The sequence below is a fragment of the Glaciihabitans arcticus genome, from assembly GCF_004310685.1.
Lineage (GTDB): Bacteria > Actinomycetota > Actinomycetes > Actinomycetales > Microbacteriaceae > Conyzicola > Conyzicola arctica.
This window is the reverse complement of the sequence record NZ_SISG01000001.1, coordinates 1760826-1782413: the sequence shown is the minus strand read 5'-3', so window position 1 is coordinate 1782413 and position 21588 is coordinate 1760826. Positions and strand designations below refer to the sequence as shown.

At 65.0% G+C, this 21588-nt stretch carries 19 protein-coding genes; 11 read left to right on the top strand and 8 right to left on the bottom strand.

What is annotated here, in order from left to right; translation table 11 throughout:
• Positions 1–85 precede the first annotated feature (85 nt).
• Together EYE40_RS08600 and EYE40_RS08595 are read left to right on the top strand one after the other, a co-directional pair.
• Entirely contained in the window at positions 86–2440 is a 2355-nt protein-coding gene (locus EYE40_RS08600; RefSeq protein WP_130981556.1) for an ATP-binding protein, read from the top strand.
• Positions 2427–4241, top strand: coding sequence for an ABC transporter ATP-binding protein (locus EYE40_RS08595; RefSeq protein ID WP_130981555.1), 1815 nt, complete (start codon positions 2427–2429; stop codon positions 4239–4241). The genes EYE40_RS08600 and EYE40_RS08595 overlap by 14 nt, the downstream gene beginning before the upstream one ends.
• Positions 4242–4293: 52 nt before the next feature.
• Here the strand turns inward: EYE40_RS08595 and EYE40_RS08590 are convergent, their stop codons facing one another.
• On the bottom strand, positions 4294–5592 hold the full coding sequence (locus EYE40_RS08590) for an HNH endonuclease signature motif containing protein (protein ID WP_130981554.1): 1299 nt from the start codon (positions 5590–5592) through the stop codon (positions 4294–4296).
• A gap of 122 nt (positions 5593–5714) precedes the next feature.
• Between EYE40_RS08590 and EYE40_RS08585 the strand changes: the two genes are divergently transcribed.
• Both EYE40_RS08585 and EYE40_RS08580 read left to right on the top strand, forming a co-directional pair.
• Entirely contained in the window at positions 5715–6347 is a 633-nt protein-coding gene (locus EYE40_RS08585; RefSeq protein ID WP_130981553.1) for a hypothetical protein, read from the top strand.
• Between the two features lie 94 nt (positions 6348–6441).
• Positions 6442–7800 carry an MFS transporter gene (locus EYE40_RS08580; protein WP_130982858.1) on the top strand — a complete coding sequence of 453 codons (1359 nt, stop codon included), beginning with the start codon at positions 6442–6444 and terminating at the stop codon, positions 7798–7800.
• A 45-nt stretch (positions 7801–7845) separates the two neighbouring features.
• Here EYE40_RS08580 and EYE40_RS08575 read toward each other — a convergent pair whose 3' ends face one another.
• The 4 genes from EYE40_RS08575 to EYE40_RS08560 all read right to left on the bottom strand — a co-directional run bounded on the left by EYE40_RS08575 (position 7846) and on the right by EYE40_RS08560 (position 12156).
• Entirely contained in the window at positions 7846–8613 is a 768-nt protein-coding gene (locus EYE40_RS08575; RefSeq protein WP_130981552.1) for a CPBP family intramembrane glutamic endopeptidase, read from the bottom strand.
• Positions 8613–8897: a hypothetical protein gene (locus tag EYE40_RS08570; RefSeq protein ID WP_130981551.1), complete on the bottom strand. Its 285-nt coding sequence runs from the start codon at positions 8895–8897 to the stop codon at positions 8613–8615. The genes EYE40_RS08575 and EYE40_RS08570 overlap by 1 nt, the downstream gene beginning before the upstream one ends.
• Positions 8898–8907: 10 nt before the next feature.
• Positions 8908–11016 (bottom strand): RecQ family ATP-dependent DNA helicase, encoded by a 2109-nt coding sequence (locus tag EYE40_RS08565; protein ID WP_130981550.1) that lies wholly within the window; start codon positions 11014–11016, stop codon positions 8908–8910.
• Between the two features lie 63 nt (positions 11017–11079).
• Positions 11080–12156, bottom strand: a complete 1077-nt coding sequence (locus tag EYE40_RS08560) for a DNA cytosine methyltransferase (RefSeq protein WP_130981549.1) — start codon at positions 12154–12156, stop codon at positions 11080–11082.
• Between the two features lie 128 nt (positions 12157–12284).
• Here EYE40_RS08560 and EYE40_RS08555 point away from each other — a divergent pair, with 128 nt between their 5' ends.
• Together EYE40_RS08555 and EYE40_RS08550 are read left to right on the top strand one after the other, a co-directional pair.
• Positions 12285–13388: a DNA sulfur modification protein DndB gene (locus EYE40_RS08555; RefSeq protein ID WP_130981548.1), complete on the top strand. Its 1104-nt coding sequence runs from the start codon at positions 12285–12287 to the stop codon at positions 13386–13388.
• A gap of 1 nt (position 13389) precedes the next feature.
• Entirely contained in the window at positions 13390–15762 is a 2373-nt protein-coding gene (locus tag EYE40_RS08550) for a hypothetical protein (protein ID WP_130981547.1), read from the top strand.
• Between the two features lie 106 nt (positions 15763–15868).
• Here EYE40_RS08550 and EYE40_RS08545 read toward each other — a convergent pair whose 3' ends face one another.
• Genes EYE40_RS08545 through EYE40_RS08535 form a run of 3 tightly spaced genes read right to left on the bottom strand, consistent with a single transcriptional unit; the run spans position 15869 to position 17519 of the window.
• Positions 15869–16534, bottom strand: a complete 666-nt coding sequence (locus EYE40_RS08545; protein WP_130981546.1) for a thermonuclease family protein — start codon at positions 16532–16534, stop codon at positions 15869–15871.
• Complete coding sequence (locus EYE40_RS08540; protein WP_130981545.1) at positions 16534–16878, bottom strand: hypothetical protein; 345 nt, start codon at positions 16876–16878, stop codon at positions 16534–16536. The genes EYE40_RS08545 and EYE40_RS08540 overlap by 1 nt, the downstream gene beginning before the upstream one ends.
• Positions 16875–17519 (bottom strand): alpha/beta hydrolase, encoded by a 645-nt coding sequence (locus EYE40_RS08535; RefSeq protein WP_130981544.1) that lies wholly within the window; start codon positions 17517–17519, stop codon positions 16875–16877. Before EYE40_RS08535 ends, EYE40_RS08540 begins: the two co-directional genes overlap by 4 nt.
• A gap of 57 nt (positions 17520–17576) precedes the next feature.
• Here EYE40_RS08535 and EYE40_RS08530 point away from each other — a divergent pair, with 57 nt between their 5' ends.
• The 5 genes from EYE40_RS08530 (at position 17577) to EYE40_RS08510 (ending at position 21566) form a co-directional block, all read left to right on the top strand.
• On the top strand, positions 17577–18008 hold the full coding sequence (locus EYE40_RS08530; RefSeq protein WP_240034769.1) for a PH domain-containing protein: 432 nt from the start codon (positions 17577–17579) through the stop codon (positions 18006–18008).
• Positions 18009–18059: 51 nt separating this feature from the next.
• Positions 18060–18458 (top strand): DUF5684 domain-containing protein, encoded by a 399-nt coding sequence (locus tag EYE40_RS08525; RefSeq protein ID WP_204742229.1) that lies wholly within the window; start codon positions 18060–18062, stop codon positions 18456–18458.
• 60 nt (positions 18459–18518) lie between these two features.
• A complete protein-coding gene (mazG, locus tag EYE40_RS08520; protein WP_130981543.1) occupies positions 18519–19205 on the top strand; it encodes a nucleoside triphosphate pyrophosphohydrolase in 687 nt (228 codons plus the stop codon).
• A gap of 120 nt (positions 19206–19325) precedes the next feature.
• Entirely contained in the window at positions 19326–20600 is a 1275-nt protein-coding gene (hisS, locus tag EYE40_RS08515; protein ID WP_130981542.1) for a histidine--tRNA ligase, read from the top strand.
• A 45-nt stretch (positions 20601–20645) separates the two neighbouring features.
• On the top strand, positions 20646–21566 hold the full coding sequence (locus EYE40_RS08510) for a hypothetical protein (RefSeq protein ID WP_130981541.1): 921 nt from the start codon (positions 20646–20648) through the stop codon (positions 21564–21566).
• Positions 21567–21588: the final 22 nt, after the last annotated feature.

The window sequence follows — 21588 nt, the reverse complement described above, 5'->3', positions numbered from 1 at the left end:
TCAGCCTCCTCGCCGTCGTTCGCGGGCACATCCGTGTGCAGCACGGATCTTCTGCGGCGTTGGGCGCCGGGTTTAGAATCACCGCATGGCCAGGGACGACCGTGAGTCCGTCAGTCCGCGCGAGGGTGCGGTGCTGGACCGGGTCGAGCGCCGGCTCACCAATGCGGAGATCGCCGGGGAGCTGTACATCTCGGTGCGTACCGTCGAGAGCCACATCGCGGCGTTGCGCCGCAAGCTCGGTGCCGACACCCGATCCGAGCTGATCGCCGCCGCGCGCGGACGCCGTCGCCGAGCCGTGCCGGTGCCGCAGAACTCCTTCGTCGGGCGCGCGGCCTCGGTCACCCTGCTCCGGTCGCTGGTGGCATCCCGTCGTCTGGTCACGATCGTGGGTGCGGGCGGCTGCGGCAAATCGCGGCTTGCTCTCGAGGTCGCCGCGATCGATGAGCGGATGCCCGTGGTCGCCGACCTCGAACGCTCGACCGATCCGCTCGTCACGATCGCCGACGTGCTCGACCTCGTCGTCGAGACTCCGTCCGACGCCTTCGCGACCGTGGCGGTCGCCCTCGATGCGGAGCCCACCCTTCTTGTGCTCGACAACGCCGACCCGGTGGCTGCGGCGCTGTCGGCCCTCGTCGACAGACTGCTCGCGTCGTGCCCCGCACTCGTGGTGCTCGTGACGTCGCGAACGGCGCTCGGCGGGTCGGACGAGGTGCTGCTCGAACTCGATCCGCTCGACACTGTCTCCCTGGATTCCTCTCCGGATGCCGCGTCCCGCCTGTTCCGCGATCGTGCTGCTGCGGCGGCTCCCGCCCGGCCGCTCACGCCCGCGGATGCTCCGGTCATCTCGGCCATCGTCCAACGGCTCGACGGATTGCCGTTGGTGATCGAGCTCGCCGCGGCGCGGCTGCGGCACCTCACGCTGCTGGACCTGGCGGCCCGCTTGGAGGAGGGTTTCGGCTGGCTGGACCGTGCCGGGTCGGCGAGTCGGCACCGCACCCTCGAGGCCGCCTTCGAATGGACCTGGGACCAACTCGACGCCCGGGAGCGGGACGCACTCTCCCGGCTCTCCTCGCTGCCCGGGCCCTTCGGGCTGGACCTCGCCCGCTCCATCACGGACATCGATGCCGTGCTGCAGCTCGCCGACCGATCGCTCGTGATGCGGGAGCGCGACGGTGATCGGCACCGCCTGCTCGGCACGCTCCGCGTGTGTGTGCTCGGACGCACCGGACCGCGGGTGATGCAGGAGGTGCGTCTGGCGCACGCGGAGTGGGTACTCGGGGTGCTCGAGCCGCTCGCGGCGCGCGCTCGTCTGGATGACGCACCGGCCTCGACGTTCGCGGCCGACCGGCTCTACGCCGATGCGGGGGCCGCCATCGACTTCGCCCTGTCGAGCGAGCATGCCCCGCTCGCCCTGCGGCTGGCCCGGTCAGTCGCGGTACTGCTCGAGCAGTACGGCCTGCGCACCGAGGGTCGGGATGCCGTTGCGCGTGCCGCGTGTTCGCAGTCGGTGCGGGATGCCGCGACCACCGAGGATCTCTTCCTGCTCGGCCAGGCGCTCTGCCACGGCGACCTCTCGCTCGTCGACGAACTGGCCGGGATCGCGCTCGCGCGCGGGGAAGGTGATCTCGCCGCCCGGCATCTGGCCGGTACCGTCGACGCCTACCTCGATCGCCGCGAGCGCGCGCTGGATCACCTCGCGCGGGCCGAGCAGCTCGCCGTATCCGTGGGGGACGCTTGGGCGCTCGGGTCGATCCGCCAGCACCGCGGCATCACCCTTCGCCGCGCCATGACTCACGGCCCCCCACCGGATCTGGTGGCCGCGCTCGCCGCCTTCGAGTCGGCGATGAGCAGCTACGCACTCGCCGGGGACGCGATGCACGTCAACAACACCCGCTACATGATGGCGTCGACCGCGGCGGAGCTCGGACTCGTGGATCGCGCCATCCAGTGGGCGGACCAGTGCGCCGACTACGCCCGTCACACCGGCAACGAGCACGAGCTGGCGCACGCGGTGCTGGCCCGGTTGACGGCTTCGGGTGGCACCGGGGAGCAACTTGACGACATCGTCCGCGAGTTCCGTGCTGTCGGAGACCTGCGTTGTCTCACCCGCAGCTACTTCCTCGCGGCAAACCGCGCCGGCTACGAGCGCACGGCGTTGGAGCAGGCGCTCGAGATCGCGCGACGGGCGGGGGATACCGCGAGCCAGGCGCGGGCTCTGGAGCGGGTTATCCAGAGCTATCAGAGCCCGACTCGACATGCAGCCCTCGCCTTCGGCGCCCTCACGGTGGTGCTCGGTGAGGATGCCGCGGCCGCCCGCCTGCCGAACCTCTCGTGGGAGGGACTGGAGCTCGCCGTGCTGGAGGGTCGCGCGGCGGAGACGGCCCGCTCGCGCAGCGTCGCCGCGCACGAGGGTGTAGAACGGGGGAATGCCCCCACGTAATCGTCGCCGTCAGCAATCGAAGCTCGGGCCGAAGGAGTACTTCCGGGCGGCGAAGGAGATCGCGCAACTCACGTGGGAGACGACGCCGGGCACGATCGTGCTGCAGATCGCGGGGGCGATCATCACGGCGGTGCTGCCGATCGTCACGACCTACTACGCGGCGCTCACCACGACGGAACTCGCGGCTGCCTTCGCGGGGGATCGGACGGCGGGCGGTCGTGCCATCACCTACGTGATCGTGACGGCCGTGCTGGGGCTGCTGCTGACGGGATGGCGCAGCCTCGAGCAGTACGTGCAACGGCTGATGCGTTACGCGCTGGAGGCGAAGGTGAGCGACATCATGTACGAGCGCTTCCTGTCGCTGGAGTTCTGGCGCTACGACGACAAGGACACGATCGACACCTACGATCGCGCGCAGCGGTTCTCGCTGTTCTACTCGCAGGCATTCAACACGCTGTCGCGGATGCTGTCGCAGGTCATCACGCTCGTCGCGTCGGTGATCGCGCTGCTGCTGGTCGGGTGGTGGTTGGCGGTGATCCTTCTGTTGGCGATCATCCCGGGTGTGTATCTGCAGTTCTCGCTGTCGCGGGCGCAGGTGGCGCACTGGAATACGACGGTGGATGTGCGTCGCGCGAAGGGCACGATCGAGCGGCAGCTCTTCCAGCCCGAGCACATCGCTGAGCTGCGGCTCTACGGCATGGTGCGGTACCTGCTCAACCTGCGGCAGGAGCTGCGGGACACCGACGAGAAGCAGCGCATCATCTTCGAGCGCAAGTTCATCCTGGGGCGCCTGGCGGCCGACGCCCTCGAGCTGGCCGCGCAGGTCGGTTCGCTGCTCTGGGTGACGTTCCAGATCATCGACCACCTGCAGCCGATCGGGCAGTTCCTCTACGTGCAGCAGATCGTGCAGCGCGCGCTGACGGCGATGAACTCGTTTGTGACGGAGATCTCGTCGCTCGACGAGCAGCTGGCCAACCTCTTCGACTACCAGGAGTTCATGGCCCTCGACGTGCGGCAGGGCGGTTCGCGGGAGCTGGCTGGTGCGCCCGAGCGCATCTCGGTGGACCACGTCTCGTTCTCGTACCCCTCGTCGGACATCGATGTGCTGAAGGATGTCTCGCTCACGATCGATCGCGGACAGCGGGTCGCGATCGTGGGTGAGAACGGCGCGGGCAAGTCGACGCTCATCAAGTTGCTCAGCGGGTTGTACGCGCCGTCGGTCGGGCACGTCACGCTGGATGGCACCGATCTCGCCGACTTCTCGCTCGACTCGTGGCACAAGCAGTTGGCGGTGCTGCAGCAGGACTACCTGAGCTACAGCTTCGCGACGGCTCGCGACAATGTCTTCTTCGGAAAGGTGAGCAAGCCGTTCGACCAGGAGGCGTTCGATCGCGCCCTGGATAAGGCGGAGGCCCGCGACTTCACCGACAAGCTGCCGAAGGGGGTCGACTCATATGTGTCGCCATGGATGGCGCACGAGGACGGCACGAACGGCGTGGACCTGTCGGGCGGGCAGTGGCAGCGGATGGCGCTGGCCCGCAACTTCTATCGCGAGGCGCCGATCATCATCCTCGACGAGCCGACGTCGGCGATCGATGCGCTTGCCGAGTCCCGTATCTTCAACCACCTGTTCGCGGACAAGAGCCAGACCCTGATCATCATCAGTCACCGGCTGACGACGATCGAGCGGGCGGATGTGATCTACATGCTCAAGGACGGACGTGTGGTGGAGACCGGCACGCACGATGAGCTGGTGGCGCTGAGGGGCGAGTTCTTCACGATGTTCGAGTCGCAGATCTGACACTTTGAGGCCGGCCCCGGCCCCGGCCCCGGATCCGCGCGTGCGCCTGGCCTCAGGCGGCCAGCGCGGGCTCGGGGAGTCGTCCGCCTCGGCGTGGGGTGCGGGTGGCGTCGATGGAGGAGGGTGGCACGAACCAGGGCACGTTGTTTTCGACGAATACTGTCCAGCCGAGGTCGTGGATGGCATGGTGGTGCCTGGAGCAGAGCATGACTCCGTTGCTGAGGTCGGTGGGTCCGCCGTCGGCCATCCACCATTTCATGTGGTGCGCTTCGGTGTAGCTCGGTGGTCGGCAGCAGCCGGGCCACCCGCAGCCTCCGTCGCGGTCGATGAGGGCGAGTTTCTGGGTTGTGGAGAAGAGTCGGCGGGAGAGTCCGAAGTCGAGGATCGCGCTGTTCGCACCGAGCACTGCCGGGATGATGTTGGCGTCGGCTGCCATGACTCGGGCCACGGCGGCGGGGATGCTGTAGTCGCAGCCGTCGATGCTTGCGAGCCCGATGCCGGTCTGCAGTGATTCGAGCGACATGCGTACGACGACGGTGGTGGAGGGCAGCGGCACCTGGCGGTTGTCGCAGGCGATTCCGTGCCGGGCGAGGTCGACGATTGCATCGGCGGCGAGCTGGGCGAGGGGGAGCGCCGGGGTCTCGTCGGCATCGCGCACGGGAACGCTGTCAGCACCGGCGGCCGCGTCATCCGGGGCCGGTTCGAAGCGCGGTTTACGGATGGCGGCACCGACCGATGCATCGATGGCCGCGTCGAGGAAGGCGGCGTTGACCGGGTCGAGTTCCATGACGTAGCGCTTCATTCCGGTGGCGAGTTGCGTGCGGCGCAGGAAACGCTGGGCCGGGAGTTCTTCGGGAAGCACCCCGTCGGGGTCGAGCGCATCACACCACCGCGCGGCAAGCTTGCGCACCATGTCGGCCGAGTTGTCGGTGGCGAACTCCACGAGCGCGGCCTCGGCGACCTCGAGGTCGTCGATTGCCGCTCGACTCGATACCGAGGAGAGAGCGCCCACAATGAATGAGGCCGCATCGAGGGAGATGTCGCCGAGCGCCGCCCCGACTGCGGGGAACGCTGCCGGGATCTCGCCGCCCAGCAGCGACAGGTGCGGCTGGGTCGCCGCGCCCAATCGGCAGAGCTGCCCGGCCGAGGACTGCGAGATGCGCCCGAGCTGGGCCGCGAACGCCGCAGCGCTCGTGCAGCCGTGCCTGCCGGCGAGACCGTCGGAGGCCTGCGACCGCGCAGACAGTTCACCCGCGAGTTCGGTGAGGCGGGCATCCACCTGCCGACGCAGCGCAAAAGCCTGCTCGAACTCGGCGAGGAGCTCGGCGTCGGTGAGGGTGGCTGAAGACATACCCCAATAATATCACCGTAGAAGCAATACAGCCCCTGACCAGCATAATCTGTGGACAAGTCGTGGCGATAGCAACTGTGGAGGAGAGGAGCCTAAAGCCCAGAAACCCCTACGATGAACCCATGCCCCAACCTCTCAAGCCTTATGGCGTCTTTCGCGGACAGAAGCACGGGGAGTGGGACTGGTACGTCGTGGATCCGGCCGCCGACTCGATCGATGACGCAATCGCCCGCTGGCACGACTCGAATGGACAGAAGAACTACGCCGCGCTCACGACCCTGATCTATCTCGCGACGATCGTGCTGTCCACGGCCGGGCTGACGCTCGGCCTCGGGTTCCTCGCCTGGGACGCTCGCGAGGCCGGCACCTATATCCTCCTCGGCCTGATCGGACTCTCGCTCGGACTGCTCGCGGGCTTCCTCCTCACCGAGATGCTTCCGACCGGCGCGCGGCAGCACGTCGCTGACCCAGAGAACGTGATGAAGCTGACTCGCTACGTGGACGAGTGGAGCGACTCGACGACACCGCACGCCGACATCTGGAACCTGAATCTCGAGATCTCCCGTTACCTCGAGATCGAGAACCTCGGCTTTGACGCGGGCACGCCCGAGGGTCGGTGGGCGACCGCGGAGGTGGGCGAGTTCGTTCGCGAGCGCGCGGAGCTTCAGAAGAAGCGAGTCGACCAGACGGCCGCCCGCGTCGGCTTCACGGTGCCGAAGGGCGGATTGCACCTCTACGACGAAACTGACGAATAGCGGGAATGTCCGAACCTCCGCCCAGCTTGCTTAACCAGTGACTACCCTCGACGTCGGCTTCCGCTCAGAGCGCGGCCCAATCCTGATCGCCCTGATGCTCAGCACGGGCCTCGTGGCCATCGACGCGACGATCCTCGCGACCGCGGTGCCCAGCATCGTGGAAGACCTGGGCGGTTTCGCCGCCTTCCCGTGGCTCTTCTCGGTGTACCTCCTGGCGCAGGCCGTGAGCGTCCCGGTGTACGCGAAACTCAGCGACATCGTGGGACGAAAGCCGATCATCCTCATCGGTGTCGGCCTGTTCCTGCTCGGCTCGCTGCTTTGCGGCCTCGCGTGGAGCATGCCCGCCCTGATCGCCTTCCGCGCGGTGCAGGGTCTCGGCGCCGGCGCGGTGCAGCCGATGTCGATCACCATCGCGGGCGACATCTACACGGTCGCCGAACGTGCCAAGACGCAGGGCTACCTCGCGAGCGTGTGGGCGATCTCCTCGGTCGTCGGCCCGACGCTGGGCGGCGTGTTCAGCGAGTACCTGACCTGGCGCTGGATCTTCTTCGTCAACATCCCCCTCTGCATCATTGCGGGCTGGATGCTCGTGCGCTCCTTCCACGAGAAGATCGAGCGCCGCGACCACAAGGTCGACTACCTCGGCGCAACGCTCCTGACGGCGAGTCTGACGTTGCTGATCCTCGGTGTGCTCGAGGGCGGGCAGGCGTGGGCGTGGAACTCGCCGCAATCCCTCATCATCTTCGCCGCCGGGGCCACCCTGCTCGTTGCTTTCGTGCTGGCCGAGCGCCGCGCCGCCGAACCCGTGCTGCCGTTGTGGGTGTTCGCGCGACCTCTCCTCCTCACGACCTCGCTCATCGCGTTCGGCACAGGCGCCGTGCTCATCGGCCTCACCTCGTACGTGCCCACCTACCTCGAGGGCGCGACCGGCGCCTCGCCCCTGCTCTCCGGCCTGGCCCTAGCCGCGCTGACCATCGGCTGGCCGATCGCCGCCACCTTCTCGGGGCGCTTCTACCTCCGCATCGGCTTCCGAAACACGGCACTCGTGGGCATGGTGTTCGTGATCGTCGGGGCCGCGATCCTGGCCGCGACCGCCAGCATGCCATCCATCATCATCGTTGCCGTCAGCTGCTTCGTGATGGGACTGGGCATGGGCCTCGTCGCCACCCCGTCCCTCATCGCCGCCCAGTCCAGCGTGGAGTGGAACGAGCGCGGCGTCGCCACCGGCACCAACATGTTCGCCCGTTCCGTCGGGTCGGCGATCGGTGTCGCCATCTTCGGCGCCATCGCGAACTCGATCTTCCTGGCGGCCGGCGGGTCGTCGTCGGCTCCGGATGCCGCGGCCGTGACCTCAGCGTCGGTCGCCGTGTTCGTGGCGGTGGGGGTTGCCGCGGTGCTCACGCTGCTCGCCGCGGTGGCGATGCCGAAGACGCCTGTGGTGAAGGCCGCCTGATTTCGATACGGCCGCGGGCGGCCTACTCAATCAACCAGAAATCGATCACCGAACCTTGTGTACCTTGAACAGCACCACCGGGATCAGCACGAGCGAGCGCAGGTCGACGAGCGCGTGGGCGACAATCGCTATCCAGATGCTGCCGCTGGCCAGGTAGATGACCATGAGGATCGTGCCGATGATGAGCGATCCGACGATGCCGGCGACGCCCTGGTAGACGTGCAGGAGCCCGAAGATCACGAGGCTGACCACGATCGCGGCGAGGGCGCTGCCGGTGATCCCGAAGATCGCCGCGGGGAGAGCCAGCCGGAACAGCAGCTCCTCGACGAGCCCTGCGTTGAGGGAGAGCGCGGCGCCCCAGCGCAACTCGGCGCGGTTGCGCGGGAGCAGCGCCTGCACGTCACCGAGCGAGGGGATGTCCTCCTCGTTGCGAGCGGCGATGATTCCACCCACGGCCCCACCGACGACGAGCACGATCACGGCGACGAGGATGCCGATCGAGAGCGCTCCGCCGGCCTCGAACGCGGCTCTGGCCGACGCGACCCAGTTCCACTGGTTGACGTCATCCAGTAGCAGCGGGATGAACTGGCCCGCCAAAGCGAGCACGACCAGTGATGAGATGCCGAACAGGAGGAACGACTGGGTCACCCAGCGGCGGAACTGGCGCTGCCGCGGTTTGGTGGCGCGCATGCGTTTGAAGCGGCGGTACTCGCGCTTGTCTTTGCGGATGGCGCGCACCACCAGCAGCACGAGCAGACCGAGCAGTACAACGGCCAGCACCCACGGTGTGGACGGGTTGGTGGGGGAGAGCACTACTCGATCACGCGCCACTCGGCGAGGAACTCGGCCACCGTCTTGGTCTCCAGGTCGTCTTCGACGGTGTCGAGCAGATGCTGCGGGTCCATCACGTCGGCCGGGGTGCGCATGATCTCGCGCCCGGTGTCGTTGCGGCGCACGACCAGGTCGAACACCGCCGGGCCCTCGTGCTGGAACATCGCACCCAGGATCGCGAGCACCCAGAAGCGCAGGCGCATGATGCCCCGCTGCGGTCGGTCGACCAGCTCGGCGTGCAGGTGGTTGGCGGCGACGTCGGTCATGGGTTCCACGCTACCCGCGCAGCGCGAGCGCGAATGGGAGAACGCTGTTTGCCCCAGCGCGGCGGAGCTCGCGGGCGGCGACGGTGAGGGTCCAGCGGGAGTCGACGAGGTCATCGACCAGGAGGATGGGACCGCTCGGCAGGTCGAGCTCCGACGAGAACCTGCCCCAGACCGAGCTCAGCCGGTACGCACTGTTGCCGCCCGGCTCGCCCTCGGGGCCGCCTTCCACGAGCGAGAGGGATCCGGGGTAGTCGAGCCGCCCGGCCTCCGCGAGCCCGCGCGCGACCGATTCCACGAGTAACGGGTGCGAGCGCGAGGGCATCGCCACCACCGCGACCGGGCGGGCGGCCCACGGCCAGTCGGCGAGCACGCGCACACATGCGGCGATGAGGGCCGGGGAGGCCGGGGCATCCGGAGTATTCGGCGCGAACAGGGTGCGCAGGGTGTTGCCCCAGCCGAGGTCGGTGAGCCGGGCGAGCGCGCGGCCTTCGTCGTACCGCTCGTCGACGCTGATGCGGCCCTTGACCGGCACGCCGAGTCGATCGGCTCCGGTGGGCCACTGGGCGCGCGGTTCGATCGGCACTCCCACGCGGTCGAGGGATGACGCTGCGCTCTCAGCCGCGTCCGACGCGATGTCGCTCGGGAACCAGACCCCGGCGCAGTTGTCGCAGCGTCCGCACGGGGTTGCCGTGTCGTCGTCGAGGGAGCGCTGCAGGTACTCCATGCGGCAGCGGTCGGTGGTCTCGTAGTCGAGCATGTGCTGCTGTTCGGCGATGCGTTCGGCGGCGATGCGCTCGTATCGCTCGGCGTCGTAGGTCCACGGTCGGACGGTGGCGATCCAGCCGCCCTGCACGCGCTGCACGGCGCCGTCGACGTCGAGCACCTTGAGCAGCAGCTCGAGCGGGGTGCGGCGGATGTTGACGATCGCCTCGAGCGCGGGGGTCGACAGCGGGGTGTCGGAGAGCGCCTTGATCACTGAGCTGGCGCGCTCCTCGGACGGCATGGATGAGGTGGCGAAGTACGTCCAGATGGCTTCATCTTCGGGGCCGGGCAGCAGCAGCACGTCGGCGTTCTCGGTGGCGCGGCCGGCGCGACCGACCTGCTGGTAGTAGGCGACGGGGGACGACGGCGCGCCCAGGTGCAGCACGAAGCCGAGGTCGGGCTTGTCGAAGCCCATGCCGAGCGCGCTCGTCGCGATGAGCGCCTTGACCTGGTTCGCTTTGAGGAGCCCCTCGGATTCCTCCCGCTCGGCGGGGTCGGTTTGGCCGGTGTAGGCGCGCACGTTGTGGCCTGCGTCTCTGAGGAGGCGCGCGGTATCTTCGGCGGCGCTCACAGTCAGCGTGTAGATGATGCCGCTGCCGGGCAGGTCGGCGAGGTGGCTGAGCAGCCAGCCGAGGCGGGTCTTCGAGTCGGGCAGTCGCAGCACACCGAGCCGCAGCGACGCGCGAGCAAGAGGCCCCCGAATGGTGACAACTGGCTGGTCGAGTAGGCCGCCCGCGGCCGTATCGAGACTGCCGAGCTGCTCCGCAACATCAGCAACCACGCGTTCGTTGGCGGTTGCGGTGGTGGCCAGCACCGGGACATCCACCGGCATGTGAGAAATGAGGTCGCGCAGCCGCCGATAGTCGGGACGGAAGTCGTGCCCCCAGTCGCTGATGCAGTGCGCCTCGTCGACGACGAGCATGCCGATGCGGTTGATGAGTGCGGGCAGCTGGTTCTCGCGAAAGCTCGGGTTATTCAGTCTCTCGGGCGAGACCAGCAACACGTCGACCTCGTCGCGCGCGAGTGCTGCCTGCACATCGGCCCACTCGTGCGGGTTGGTCGAATTGATGGCGACGGCCCGCACTCCGGCTCGGGATGCCGCGGCGATCTGGTCCCGCATGAGCGCAAGCAGTGGCGACACGAGTACGGTCGGGCCGCGCCCCTGTCGCCGCAGCAGCAGGGTCGCGACGAAGTACACCGCCGACTTGCCCCACCCGGTGCGCTGCACAACGAGCGCGCGCCGGCGGCCGTCGACGAGCGTCTCGATGGCCTCGAACTGCCCCTCGTGGAAGTCCGCATCCTCGCGCCCCACGAGGGTGCGCAGGATCTCAAGGGCAGCGCATCGGGTGTCAGTCACTGCGCAAGTGTGGCAGGGGCGGCTGACAGCGATCGGCCACAAATAACTGGTTGTGGCGAGATATCAAAACTGGGCTAGTAGACGATTCGCAATCGCAGTCCCTAGCGGGATGGGAACAGCGTTGCCTATCTGCTTTGCGATCGCCGTCTTCGAACCGACGAACTTATGTGACGGAGGGAACCCCTGCAGGATTGCGGCTTCGTAGTGAGTGATCGCGCGCATGGCTTCAGGGTGCAAGTATCGTCCCTTTTCTGGTTTGAAGAACTCAGTCCTAATGGTCACGGACGGCTTATCCCAGTGAAGGCGACCCATTACATCGCCGGACCCCGATGTATGTTTTTTCCAGCAGTCCGCCTTCAATTGCTCGGGCAGATCGAATCGATTTCCACCGATGGGAATGGCCGCGAATCGTTTCTGGGAAATGCTGGCGTAATCTCTACCAAGGTGAAGCTCATCGCGCGTGAAGCTTCCAGCGAAAGTTCTGCCACCCAGCGTCGTGGTTCTGTCTGGGGGTAGTTCGTTGCTTCCGGTTTGCCAGTCGATTCCGTCGAAGGCTTCTCGAACTGTCCTGTGCGACAAGACACTGTGGCTTGCTTCAGGGAAGCCTGGTGCGGCAAGGTCTCGGTGGTGCCCAATAAGCACAGCTCGTTTCCGAGATTGGAACGCTCCGAAGTCAGCTGCGTTTAGTACCTGGAAGTCGAAATCGTAATCCGCCAACGCACCGTCTGGTTTGACCGCGTCCTGGAAATCTTTGAACTGGCGCGACTTGGCGAACGCAGCGACGTTTTCGACGACAAAGTACTTAGGCTGCGTTCGCACGATGGTGGTTGCATACTGCACCCACAGAGAATTTCGGGAGTCCTCCTCATTCTGCTTACCGAGGGTAGAGAAGCCCTGGCATGGGGGGCCGCCTACGACGATGTCCACCGCGGTGGGAACGCTCTCCTCATCGAGCCACTTTTCGATTGGGCCAGCGTATGTGAGATCTGTGCCAAACGTTGCCTCGTAAGAAGCAGCGGCGGCGAGGTCCATCTCTACCGCGCGAACGGTCTCAAAGCGGGTTGAAGATTCCCTGAATCCCGCCGTCAACCCGCCCGCGCCCGCGAACAGATCGAGAACTCGGATAGTCGTGGCCTTCATGTGAATCAAGAGTACGGGCACGGGAGGACATGTCAGCGCAGCGACCCAATTGATCTCGGCGCGAGAACATTTATAAATTATCTGCCGTGAAGCTTGACGGTCGAATAAGGTATGTATAAATTATAGTTATGACAGATTCATCCAGTATTTTTCAGACGACAGGTCTTTCGCTTCCAGCGCTTCGCGGTCAACAGGGCTCGCGAACTTTGTACCTGACGCTTCCATCGAACGCTGTGTTGAATAACTTCTTTCCGATCGACATGGAACCTGCTGACGACCGGTCTCAGCGAGCGCTTGACGCTGGCCATGCGCGCCAAATTGCGCAGTACATAACGTCCAACCCAACCGAATATGCGCTCGGGGCCATCACCTACGCGGTCGATCTCGAGGGAAGTTTCACGGAGGTCGAGAAGGGATCAAACATTGGTCTACTCAGGCTTCCGCTTAATGCAAGACTCCGGAGCATTGACGGGCAGCACCGGCGTGAGGGTATTCGACTTGCCATAGATGCCGTGCAAGACCTCGGTTCTCAGTCAACTGCGCTCCTCATCTACGTTGAGCACGACCTGGCGAAGAGACGCCAGATGTTTTCTGACATGAATAACACTGCCAGGAAGGTTTCGAAAGCATTGAACGTGTCGTACGACACGCGCGACCCGTTTGCTCGCGTGGCAGCCGAGCTCGCTGACAATCATCCACTGCTCGAAGGTCGCGTCGATAGGGAAGGCTCTCGGACTCAGCCTGGCGACGGTAATCTCTTCACGCTTGCGGCGCTGCATGACGCGCTCAAGCGTCTCTTTGTAGGCGGATCGGGCCGCGTCAAAGATTCGGCGCGCTTCGATGAAGACCAAATTCGAACTCGTGGATCTGTGTTCTTTGATGCTCTTCTCTCGGCGCGGCCAGAACTGCGGCCAGGGGTTACTGCGGAGGAACTCGAGGAGACTAGATCGCGGAGCATTCTCTTGAGCTCCACTACGCTTCGGGTTGTTGCTGCATCTTTTTGGGCAGCTTGTGAAGCCACGGGGGTGGACGCATTGGCGATCGGCGGCGCTTTCAGCGGCTTCCTTAGCGACTTGGACTTTAGCCCTTCGGCCGACCTTTGGATTCAAAGCGGTTTCGTCTCGCCGGGTCGTGCGACGCCGAACGCTCGAAGTCAAGAGATGAGAGCCGCCGCCGAGGTCATTGCCGATTTGCTCATTGCCAGAGTTCACGACGAAAACGGAGTTTCTTGAGATGACAAAGTTCAGCGCAGAAATTGTCAAGGCAGCAGTCGCGGCCACTACCCCCGAAGAAGCGTCGGATCTTCAAGCTCTCATCGCATTGAGCATCGGAGGAGAATACATTCGACCTCTCGGAGATCGACCAAACAACTACGGCACCTTGGCTTCCGCCGCGGACTACGACCTCAAGCTGGTCGAAACCATCACCAATATGCAAGATGCTGTGGTTGATCGAGCTGCACTAGCAAAGTATGGCTCGCGAGAGGGCGCTGCTGCTGCCCTGCGAAATCCGCGCGACGCTGCCGCTGAACTTCTCGGTGATAAGTCAGACGCTGATCTTGCCGATCTCGCACAAGTGACCTTTCATGAATCGGACCCGCCTACAGACAAGACCCTGAAATTTACTGCGGTGTTTCGGGACAAGGGCACCGGTATCTCCAATTCGCAGATCCCAAAGACAATTTTCGGGCTGGGAGGTTCCTATAAGGAGGATGCCGCGTACCTTCAAGGAGCTTTCGGGCTCGGAGGAGAACTTACGTATAGAAATGCGGATTATGTCGTCCTCGTCACGAGAAAGGCCCCGGAACTACTCGTTGTCGGCGAAGAGGATCGCATTTCTGTAGCCGTCGTTGAGTGGCGGAGGCTCACCAAAGTCGAGAGTGCCTATTACTTGGTTGACGCGGAATGGGATGAGCCGGGCGATATCGCAAACCCATGGTCCTGCTCGGCCTCCGAGGCTCCGGCTTTCGAGCCCGGCACCCACCTCGCTTTGATCTCGTACAAGACCAAACATCTTCACCGCCAGCGGGAGGGAGACGCGCGAAGCTTCGACACGATTATCAACACCCGACTGGTTCGACCCGTCTTTCCCGTGCGTTGGAGGAATTACCTCGCCCGTGGGGCCGAGCGATCCACTGTTATTCGAGGACTCGAATCAAGGCTCGACAACACGGACTACGATTTCACGCGAGAGAGCGCGACAATGCCGTTCATATGGGAAGGAAAGACTTTCCTTCTAGACATCGGCTACACCCTTTTCAATGAGCCAAATGAAAAGGGTAAGCGGGCAAGTTTTGTTGCTTACAACCACGCCGTGTTGTTCACGTCAAACGGTCAAGTTCAGAATCACTGGACACCGGCCGAGTTTCGGCAGCGAACCAAGCTGAAGAAACTAGACCAGCGTGTACTCGTCGAAGTCAACTTGGACGCTCTTCCTATCGCGGCGCGCACTTCCCTGTTCACCGCCGACAGAGCGGAAACTGTGAAGTCGGAGTTTGCCCTCCGACTGGAATCGCAGGTTCTCAGCTTCGTAGATGAGTGGGACTCTCTTCGAGATGAGAATCGGCTCGCAGTCGAAAAGCAAATCCGATCGGCTACGAAATCAAACACTCGCGGTGTTTCGGACAAGATACGTCGAGCGTTTGCCGTCCGCGGCTTTGGTGCTAGCGCTGCTGCGGGAGTAGCAGCAGGTGGTGCTGGAGGTGGTGGTACGAACTCTGGTGGTTCCAGTGGGGGAAAACGCAAAGTCTTGAAGCTCAACGTCGACCCAACGCTGATTGCTGGTCCGTCGACGCTCAATTTGGTCATTGGCGAAACACGGTTCGTTTCCTTCACTGTTGATGCACTCGACGAGTTCTTCAACTCTGGTCGCGGTGAGATCGAAGTTTCGGCGGACGACAACATTCCCTTCGAATTGAACGAGTCGATCGCGATAGGTCTTGCCCACAATGGGTACTTCCGGGTCGGAATCGGCGTGCCCGATGGTTTCGAACCCGCGGAGTTTGCGATCACCTTCTCGATCAAGAACTGGACTAAGGCCTCAGGAGGGCTCGGCGCGAATCTGGAACACACGTGCGTTATTCAGCTCGTGACGGAGCTGCCTGGAAAGGGCGCAGGGGCCGGTGCAAAACCGACAGGGAACCCCGGGAAAGACGGTGTCGGCCAAGGCAGCAATGTTGTTCTGCTCTGGGACACGATCGAGAATCGAAACGAGTGGACCGCTCAAACCGTTGGGCAGCTCGAACTGGTCGAGGCGCAGTCGGTGGCGAACACGAATCCAGACTTTGCGGATCTGCTCAAGCTGGGCTCGACTGAAGTTCAGTGTTTGATCCTCAACTCGACCTACGGCCCGCTCGTGTCCTATTTGAATGCACGCGCGCAGAGTGTGGGTGGTGTCACGATCGACGAAATGAAAGCTCGCTACGCAATCGGGGTCGGTGTAGAGATGCTCGTACTGGACGAGGAGGCTGAGAAGCTGGCCAAGAATGAGTCCGTTCTCCTGAACGACGATCAAAAGGCTGGCGCGTATCGCGCGGCAGCCAGGGGCACCCTCGCCATACTTCCCGACTTCGACGACCTCGCGAAGATCGTCGCGACTGATGAATAGGTCTGCGCTGGTCAAAGCTACTTAATCGCACGGGGTTTGCGGTTGGAACCTCGCCATAGCAGGAACGCCCTGCAAGTGTGCCGGAGTGTTCCTCCCGGGATTTCCGTTACCCGCAAGCACCCCAAAGCCCCAGCCCAGCATCCCGCGCCGTCAGCTCCGCCGCCGCGAATTCGGCGGAGTACCTCACGTTGGGCTCGTACACCACGAACTCCCCAGCGCCCGACTCAAGGAGGGAGAGGTTGACGAAGGTGCCGTCATCCGCCCACAGATAGAACAGGGAGCGGTCGTACTGGTCGCGCTTCTCGATGTCGGACATGATCGACACCTTGCTGCCCACCGGGAGCAGTCCGCGCAGGTAGGCCGTGGCCTCATTGCCGAAGCACTCGGCGTTGTCACCGATCTCCGGGGTATCCATACCGATCAGGCGCACCTTCACCTTCGCGCCGTCGACGAACAGGAAGAGGGTGTCACCGTCGTGCACATAGTCGACCGTCGCGGCGAGGGCGTCGGCGGGGACATCCGGAGCAACGGGCGAAACGGGAGCGTCGGTGGACGCCGGAGCCGAGGGTTCACCCAGCGCCAGCACCCATCCCGGCAGCTGCGGCACCGGCAGCACGCCCAGCGGGAACAGCGCGAGGAACGCCACCAGCCCCAGCCCGAGGGCGATCCGCACGTTGCGCCAGATCCGACGACGCTCGCGACGACGGGCGGCGGCGATGAACTGGGCGCTGCGCTCCTCGTCGGCGAGAGCGAACGGAACGTACTCGTCCATCAGCCTGCGAGCGAGTAGATCAGACCGGTCAGCAGGCCGAGGATGACGTTGAACACCTCAACGGCACCCAGGGCGACGCCGGCCGCGGCGAGCGGCTTGCGCGGCTTCGGTCCGATGAGGGCGATGGCGCCCGTCGCGATCGCCCCGACGCCGAGCACGCCGGAGACGACCCCGTGCACCGCACTCACCATCCCAATGCTCAGGAGAGTGCCCTGGCCGAGGACCACCGCCTGAATGAACACGAACACCACGGCGATCAGAACCGCCACGGCCCCGAGCACAAAGGAAACGAGAGCGAGCGGGTTGCGCGTCGGCTCTGGGGATTCGGCTGGTCCGTACGTCATGAGTCCCTCCTGCCGGGAAGGTGCTGCTGGATGAAGGCGTTCACGTCCGACAACTCCGGCTGCGAGATGCCGTGCGGCAGATCCTCGTAGATGCGCTCGGTCAGGGTCGAGTGCCCAGGAAGCCAGGCGTCCGTCTGTTCGATGAACGCGCCGGCGATGACCTGGTCCGCTGTGCCGCGGCCCCAGAAGACCGGGGGGCGAGAGGTAGCAAGAACTGCGTCACCCGGCTGGGTGCCCTCGAGCGCGAAGCCGGAGAGCTGCACAACGTAGTCGAAACGTTCCGGGGCGAGGCGGAGGAGCTGCAGGGCGAGCGCCCCACCCTGCGAGAAACCGAGGAGACCCACGGACGTGGACTGGGTTGTGCCGAGCCACTCGAGCACAGCCAAAGCAGCTGAGTTCGCGGCATCCAGTCGCTCAGAAGGGGACGAGACACCGGCCAGCGGGAACCATGAGTAGCCCGGACCCTCCACGTTGGGGGCGCGCAGCGAAGCGATGACGGGGGAGAGGGGAAGGTGCGGGGAGAGGCCGAACAGGTCGCCCTCGTGCGAGCCGTAACCGTGCAGCAGCACGAGCAGCGGGCGACCGGCTCGCTCGCGCTCGGGGGCCGACCACACGACCGCGGATTCGTCGATAACCGTCATGGTGCAACGCTAGCGGGCTCCCACGAACTGGGGGCACAGCACACCCCCGCTGGGAGGATGCTGACCCCTACTCTGGAGACCTCACCCGACTTCTGCCCGAGAGATTTCACGAACATGATCGACTTCACCAACGCCGAATTCCTCAAGCTCGCAGAGATGAGCCCGGAAGACGGCCTCAAGCTGGTCGAGCCGATGCTCATCGATGGGGAGACGGTCTTCGCGTCGTTCCGAACCGTGCGCGACCGCGTCGTCTTCACCAACAAGCGCGTCATCGCCGTGAACGTGCAGGGCATCACCGGCAAGAAGAAGGACTACACGAGCCTCGCGTACTCGAAGATCCAGGCGTTCTCCGTCGAGACAGCTGCAGTTTTCGACCTCGACACCGAGATGACTCTCTGGTTTGCCGGACTGGGCACCGTCAAGTTCCAGTTCATCGCCTTCTTCGACATCACGAAGTTCAACAAGCTGATCGGCGCCTACATCCTGTAGCTCGCCGCACCAACGTTCGACCCTCCCCACCCACCAATCAAAGGAACACCCATGCTTTCTCTCGCAACAGCGTCATTTGAATACTCCGCCTCCACCGAGGGCAACCCGGCCGCAGCGATCCCCGGCCTGATCTTCGCCGTTCTCGTCATCATCGCCCTGTGGCGCGTCTTCTCGAAGGCCGGCAAGCCGGGCTGGTACGCGATCATCCCGATCCTGAACGTGTACACGCTCGTCAAGATCGCCGGCAAGCCCGGCTGGTGGACGATCCTGTTCTTCATCCCGATCGCCAACCTGATCGCCTCGCTTCTCGTCTCGATCGACCTCGCCAAGGCATTCGGCAAGTCGACCGCGTTCGGCATTGTCGCGCTGTGGCTGTTCAGCATCGTCGGTTACTTCATCCTCGGCTTCGGCTCGGCGAAGTACCAGGGCGCCGACTCGGCCGCCGTCTAGTCTTCCCCCTCGAATGGCGTGTGGCTTCGGCCGCACGCCATTCGTCTTTAAGCTGGGCACATGGCCACCCACCCCCAGCTCGACGAACTGATCACCACGCTCGAACTGCTGCGCGCCCCCGGTGGGTGCCCCTGGGATCGCGAGCAGACCCACGCGTCGCTCGTGCAGTACCTGATCGAGGAGACGCACGAGCTGGTCGATGCCATCGAGTCGGGCAGCGACGCCGAACTCGTCGAAGAGCTGGGCGACGTGCTGTACCAGGTGCTGTTCCACGCGGACATCGCCCGCGAGGCCGGCCGCTTCACACTCGAGGACGTCGCCACACACATGACGCAGAAGATGGTGGGGCGGCATCCTCACATATTCGGCGATGCGACCGCGGACACCGCAGCCGACGTGGTCGAGGTGTGGGAGGAGCGCAAGAAGATCGAGAAGCCGGGGCGCACCAGTGTGCTCGACGGCATCCCTCAGGGCATGCCCTCACTGGCGCTCGCCGACAAGGTGCTCGGCCGTGCGGTCAAGGCCGGCCTGATTTCTGCCGATGAAGCGGATGTCGCGGCGATACCGGTAGCGGACGAAGACGAGCTGGGCGGCCTCCTGCTGGCCATAGTCTCCTCGGCGAAGGCCAACGGACTCGACGCCGAGCGGGCGCTGCGCACCACGCTGCGGGAACTGCAGGGGGAGATCCGGTCGCACGAGGCTCTCACGGCCGCCGATGCGGGCGTGATCGGCCTGCCCACGGATTAAAAACCGACTGGCGGCCCTCCGGCCCATCTCCGGAGCTGCCGCCAGTCAGAACTATGTGGAGCACAAGGGGTTCGGAGTGCGCCGCGAAACGGATTGCGCCTCATGCGAGAGAATTGAGATATGGCCACTGTTGTGAATCCTCCGCGCGGAATGCGCGACTTCCTGCCCGCCGAAAAGGCGAAGCGCGAGAACATGCTCGCCGTGATCCGCTCGGTGTACCAGGCGCACGGGTTCAGCGAGATCGAGACGCCGGTCATGGAAGAGAGCTCGCGCCTGCACGCCGGCCTCGGCGGTGACAACGAGAAGCTCGCCTACGGTGTGCTCAAGCGCGGCCTCACAACCGACGACTTCGCCGCCGCAACGCAGGCGCTCGACCTCACCGACCTCGGACTGCGCTTCGACCTGACCGTGCCGCTCGCGCGCTTCTACGCGTCGCACCAGGCCGAGCTGCCGACCGTGTTCCGCGCGATCCAGCTCGCCCCGGTCTGGCGCGCCGAGCGCCCGCAGAAGGGGCGCTACCGCCAGTTCGTGCAGTGTGACATCGACATCATCGGCGAGAAGGGCGCGCTCGCCGAGGCGGAGCTTATGGTCGCCACCGTCGCGACGCTCAGCGCGCTCGGCATCGATGGCGCGAGCATCCGCATCAATGATCGCCGGCTCCTCACCAGCATGCTCACCGTGCTCGGTTTCCCCGCCTCGGAGCACGCGGCCGTGTTGATCACCGTCGACAAGCTCGACAAGGTCGGCCACGACGGCGTGATCACCGAGCTGCGCGACCGGGCATTCCCGGCATTCGCAGTCGACGCACTCGAGGCGTTCTTCCGCCGCCCGCAGACGATGGAGTTCACCCCGTTCGGTGAGCGATCGATCCGCAAGGGCCTCCCTGAGGGGGTGGACGAGGCGGCCGTGCTCGAGCTCGCGGCCCTCGCCGACACGGTGGACGAGGCGACGCGCGCGCTGCTCACCTTCGACCCGTTCCTCGTGCGCGGCATGGGCTACTACACGGGCACCATCTTCGAGGTCGTGCACCCGTCGCTCGGCTACTCGATCGCCGGCGGCGGACGCTACGACGGCATGATCGGCCGCTTCCTCGGCCGCGACGTGCCGGCCGTCGGCTTCTCGCTCGGATTCGAGCGCCTGGTCGAGTTGGTGACGCTCCAGTCGTCTTCGGTCGAGGATGCCGTGGCGCTCGTTTTCGAGGACGCCGCGCCCACCGCGCACCTGCTGTCGCTCAAGACCGCGCTGATCGCTCAGGGCAAGCGGGTGCGACTGGAGCGCAAACCCCGCAACATGGGGCCGCTGCTCGCCCAACTCGCCGCCGACGGATACACAAGCCTCGCGCAGGTGCGCGCCGACTCGACCGTGGAGTCGTTGGAGTTCCGCAGCCTCGACTAGTGTTTTGAGTAACGGCCAGGGTTGGCCGGTGATCCGGGGGGAATCATGGGACTGTTCAGCAAGCGCGCCAAGACGGCGGAAATCGACTCGATCATCGATCCGATCGAGAACGTCACGCTGCTCGCGCAGCTGCGATTCGGAGTGCTCGGTGTTCCCGTCGAGGTCGACCCCGACACCGCAGGTATCGACACCGTGCTGATCACCGCGGCCGGCGCCCGCTACCCGCTGTACAACCTGTTCGTGCGCACGGCGCAGGCCAACGAAGACGAGACCATCAACCTGGTCATGCAGCACGTCGACTCGATGGTCGAAGCGGCGAACCAGCCCGACATCGCATCGCTCAGCGATGAAGATCTCTCCCGCATGGTGCGCACCCGCATCGTGCCGCGCGACGTGATCGACCAGATCAGCGCGAAGTATTCGATCCGTGTCGCGTCCGACCTCGTCGCCCTGCTCTGCGTCGACTTCCCGACCCACGTCGCCTGGCTGAACGACGACCAGCTCGCGGATCGCAACATCGACGATCTCTTCGCCACCGGCATGCAGAACACGATGGGGGAGCAGGTCGACGATGTGCAGCAGTCCGGCCCGATCTCCATGATCGTCGGCGACTCGCTCTTCATCGCATCCAAGGTGCTCGGGATGCCCCAGCTCATCTCCGAGCACCTGCAGGACGCCCCGCACGGCGTTCTGTTCGGGGTTCCGAACCGTCACCTGATCTTTGCTCTCCCGCTCGTGGACATGGCCAGCATTGCGGCGGCCGGCGCCCTCGCAACGATGGTCGCGAACCAGGCCAACGCCGACGACAACCCCGGAGGCACGCTCAGCGCCGACGTCTTCATCTGGCGCGCGGGCCGCATCGAGCGCGCCGGCGGGGTCAACCCCGACGGTACCGTGCAGATGATCGGCGACAGTCTTATGCTCGAAGCCCTCGAGGGGATCACGGCGGCCGCCAACGCCGAGTGAAGCGAGGCCCGACCCCTTGACA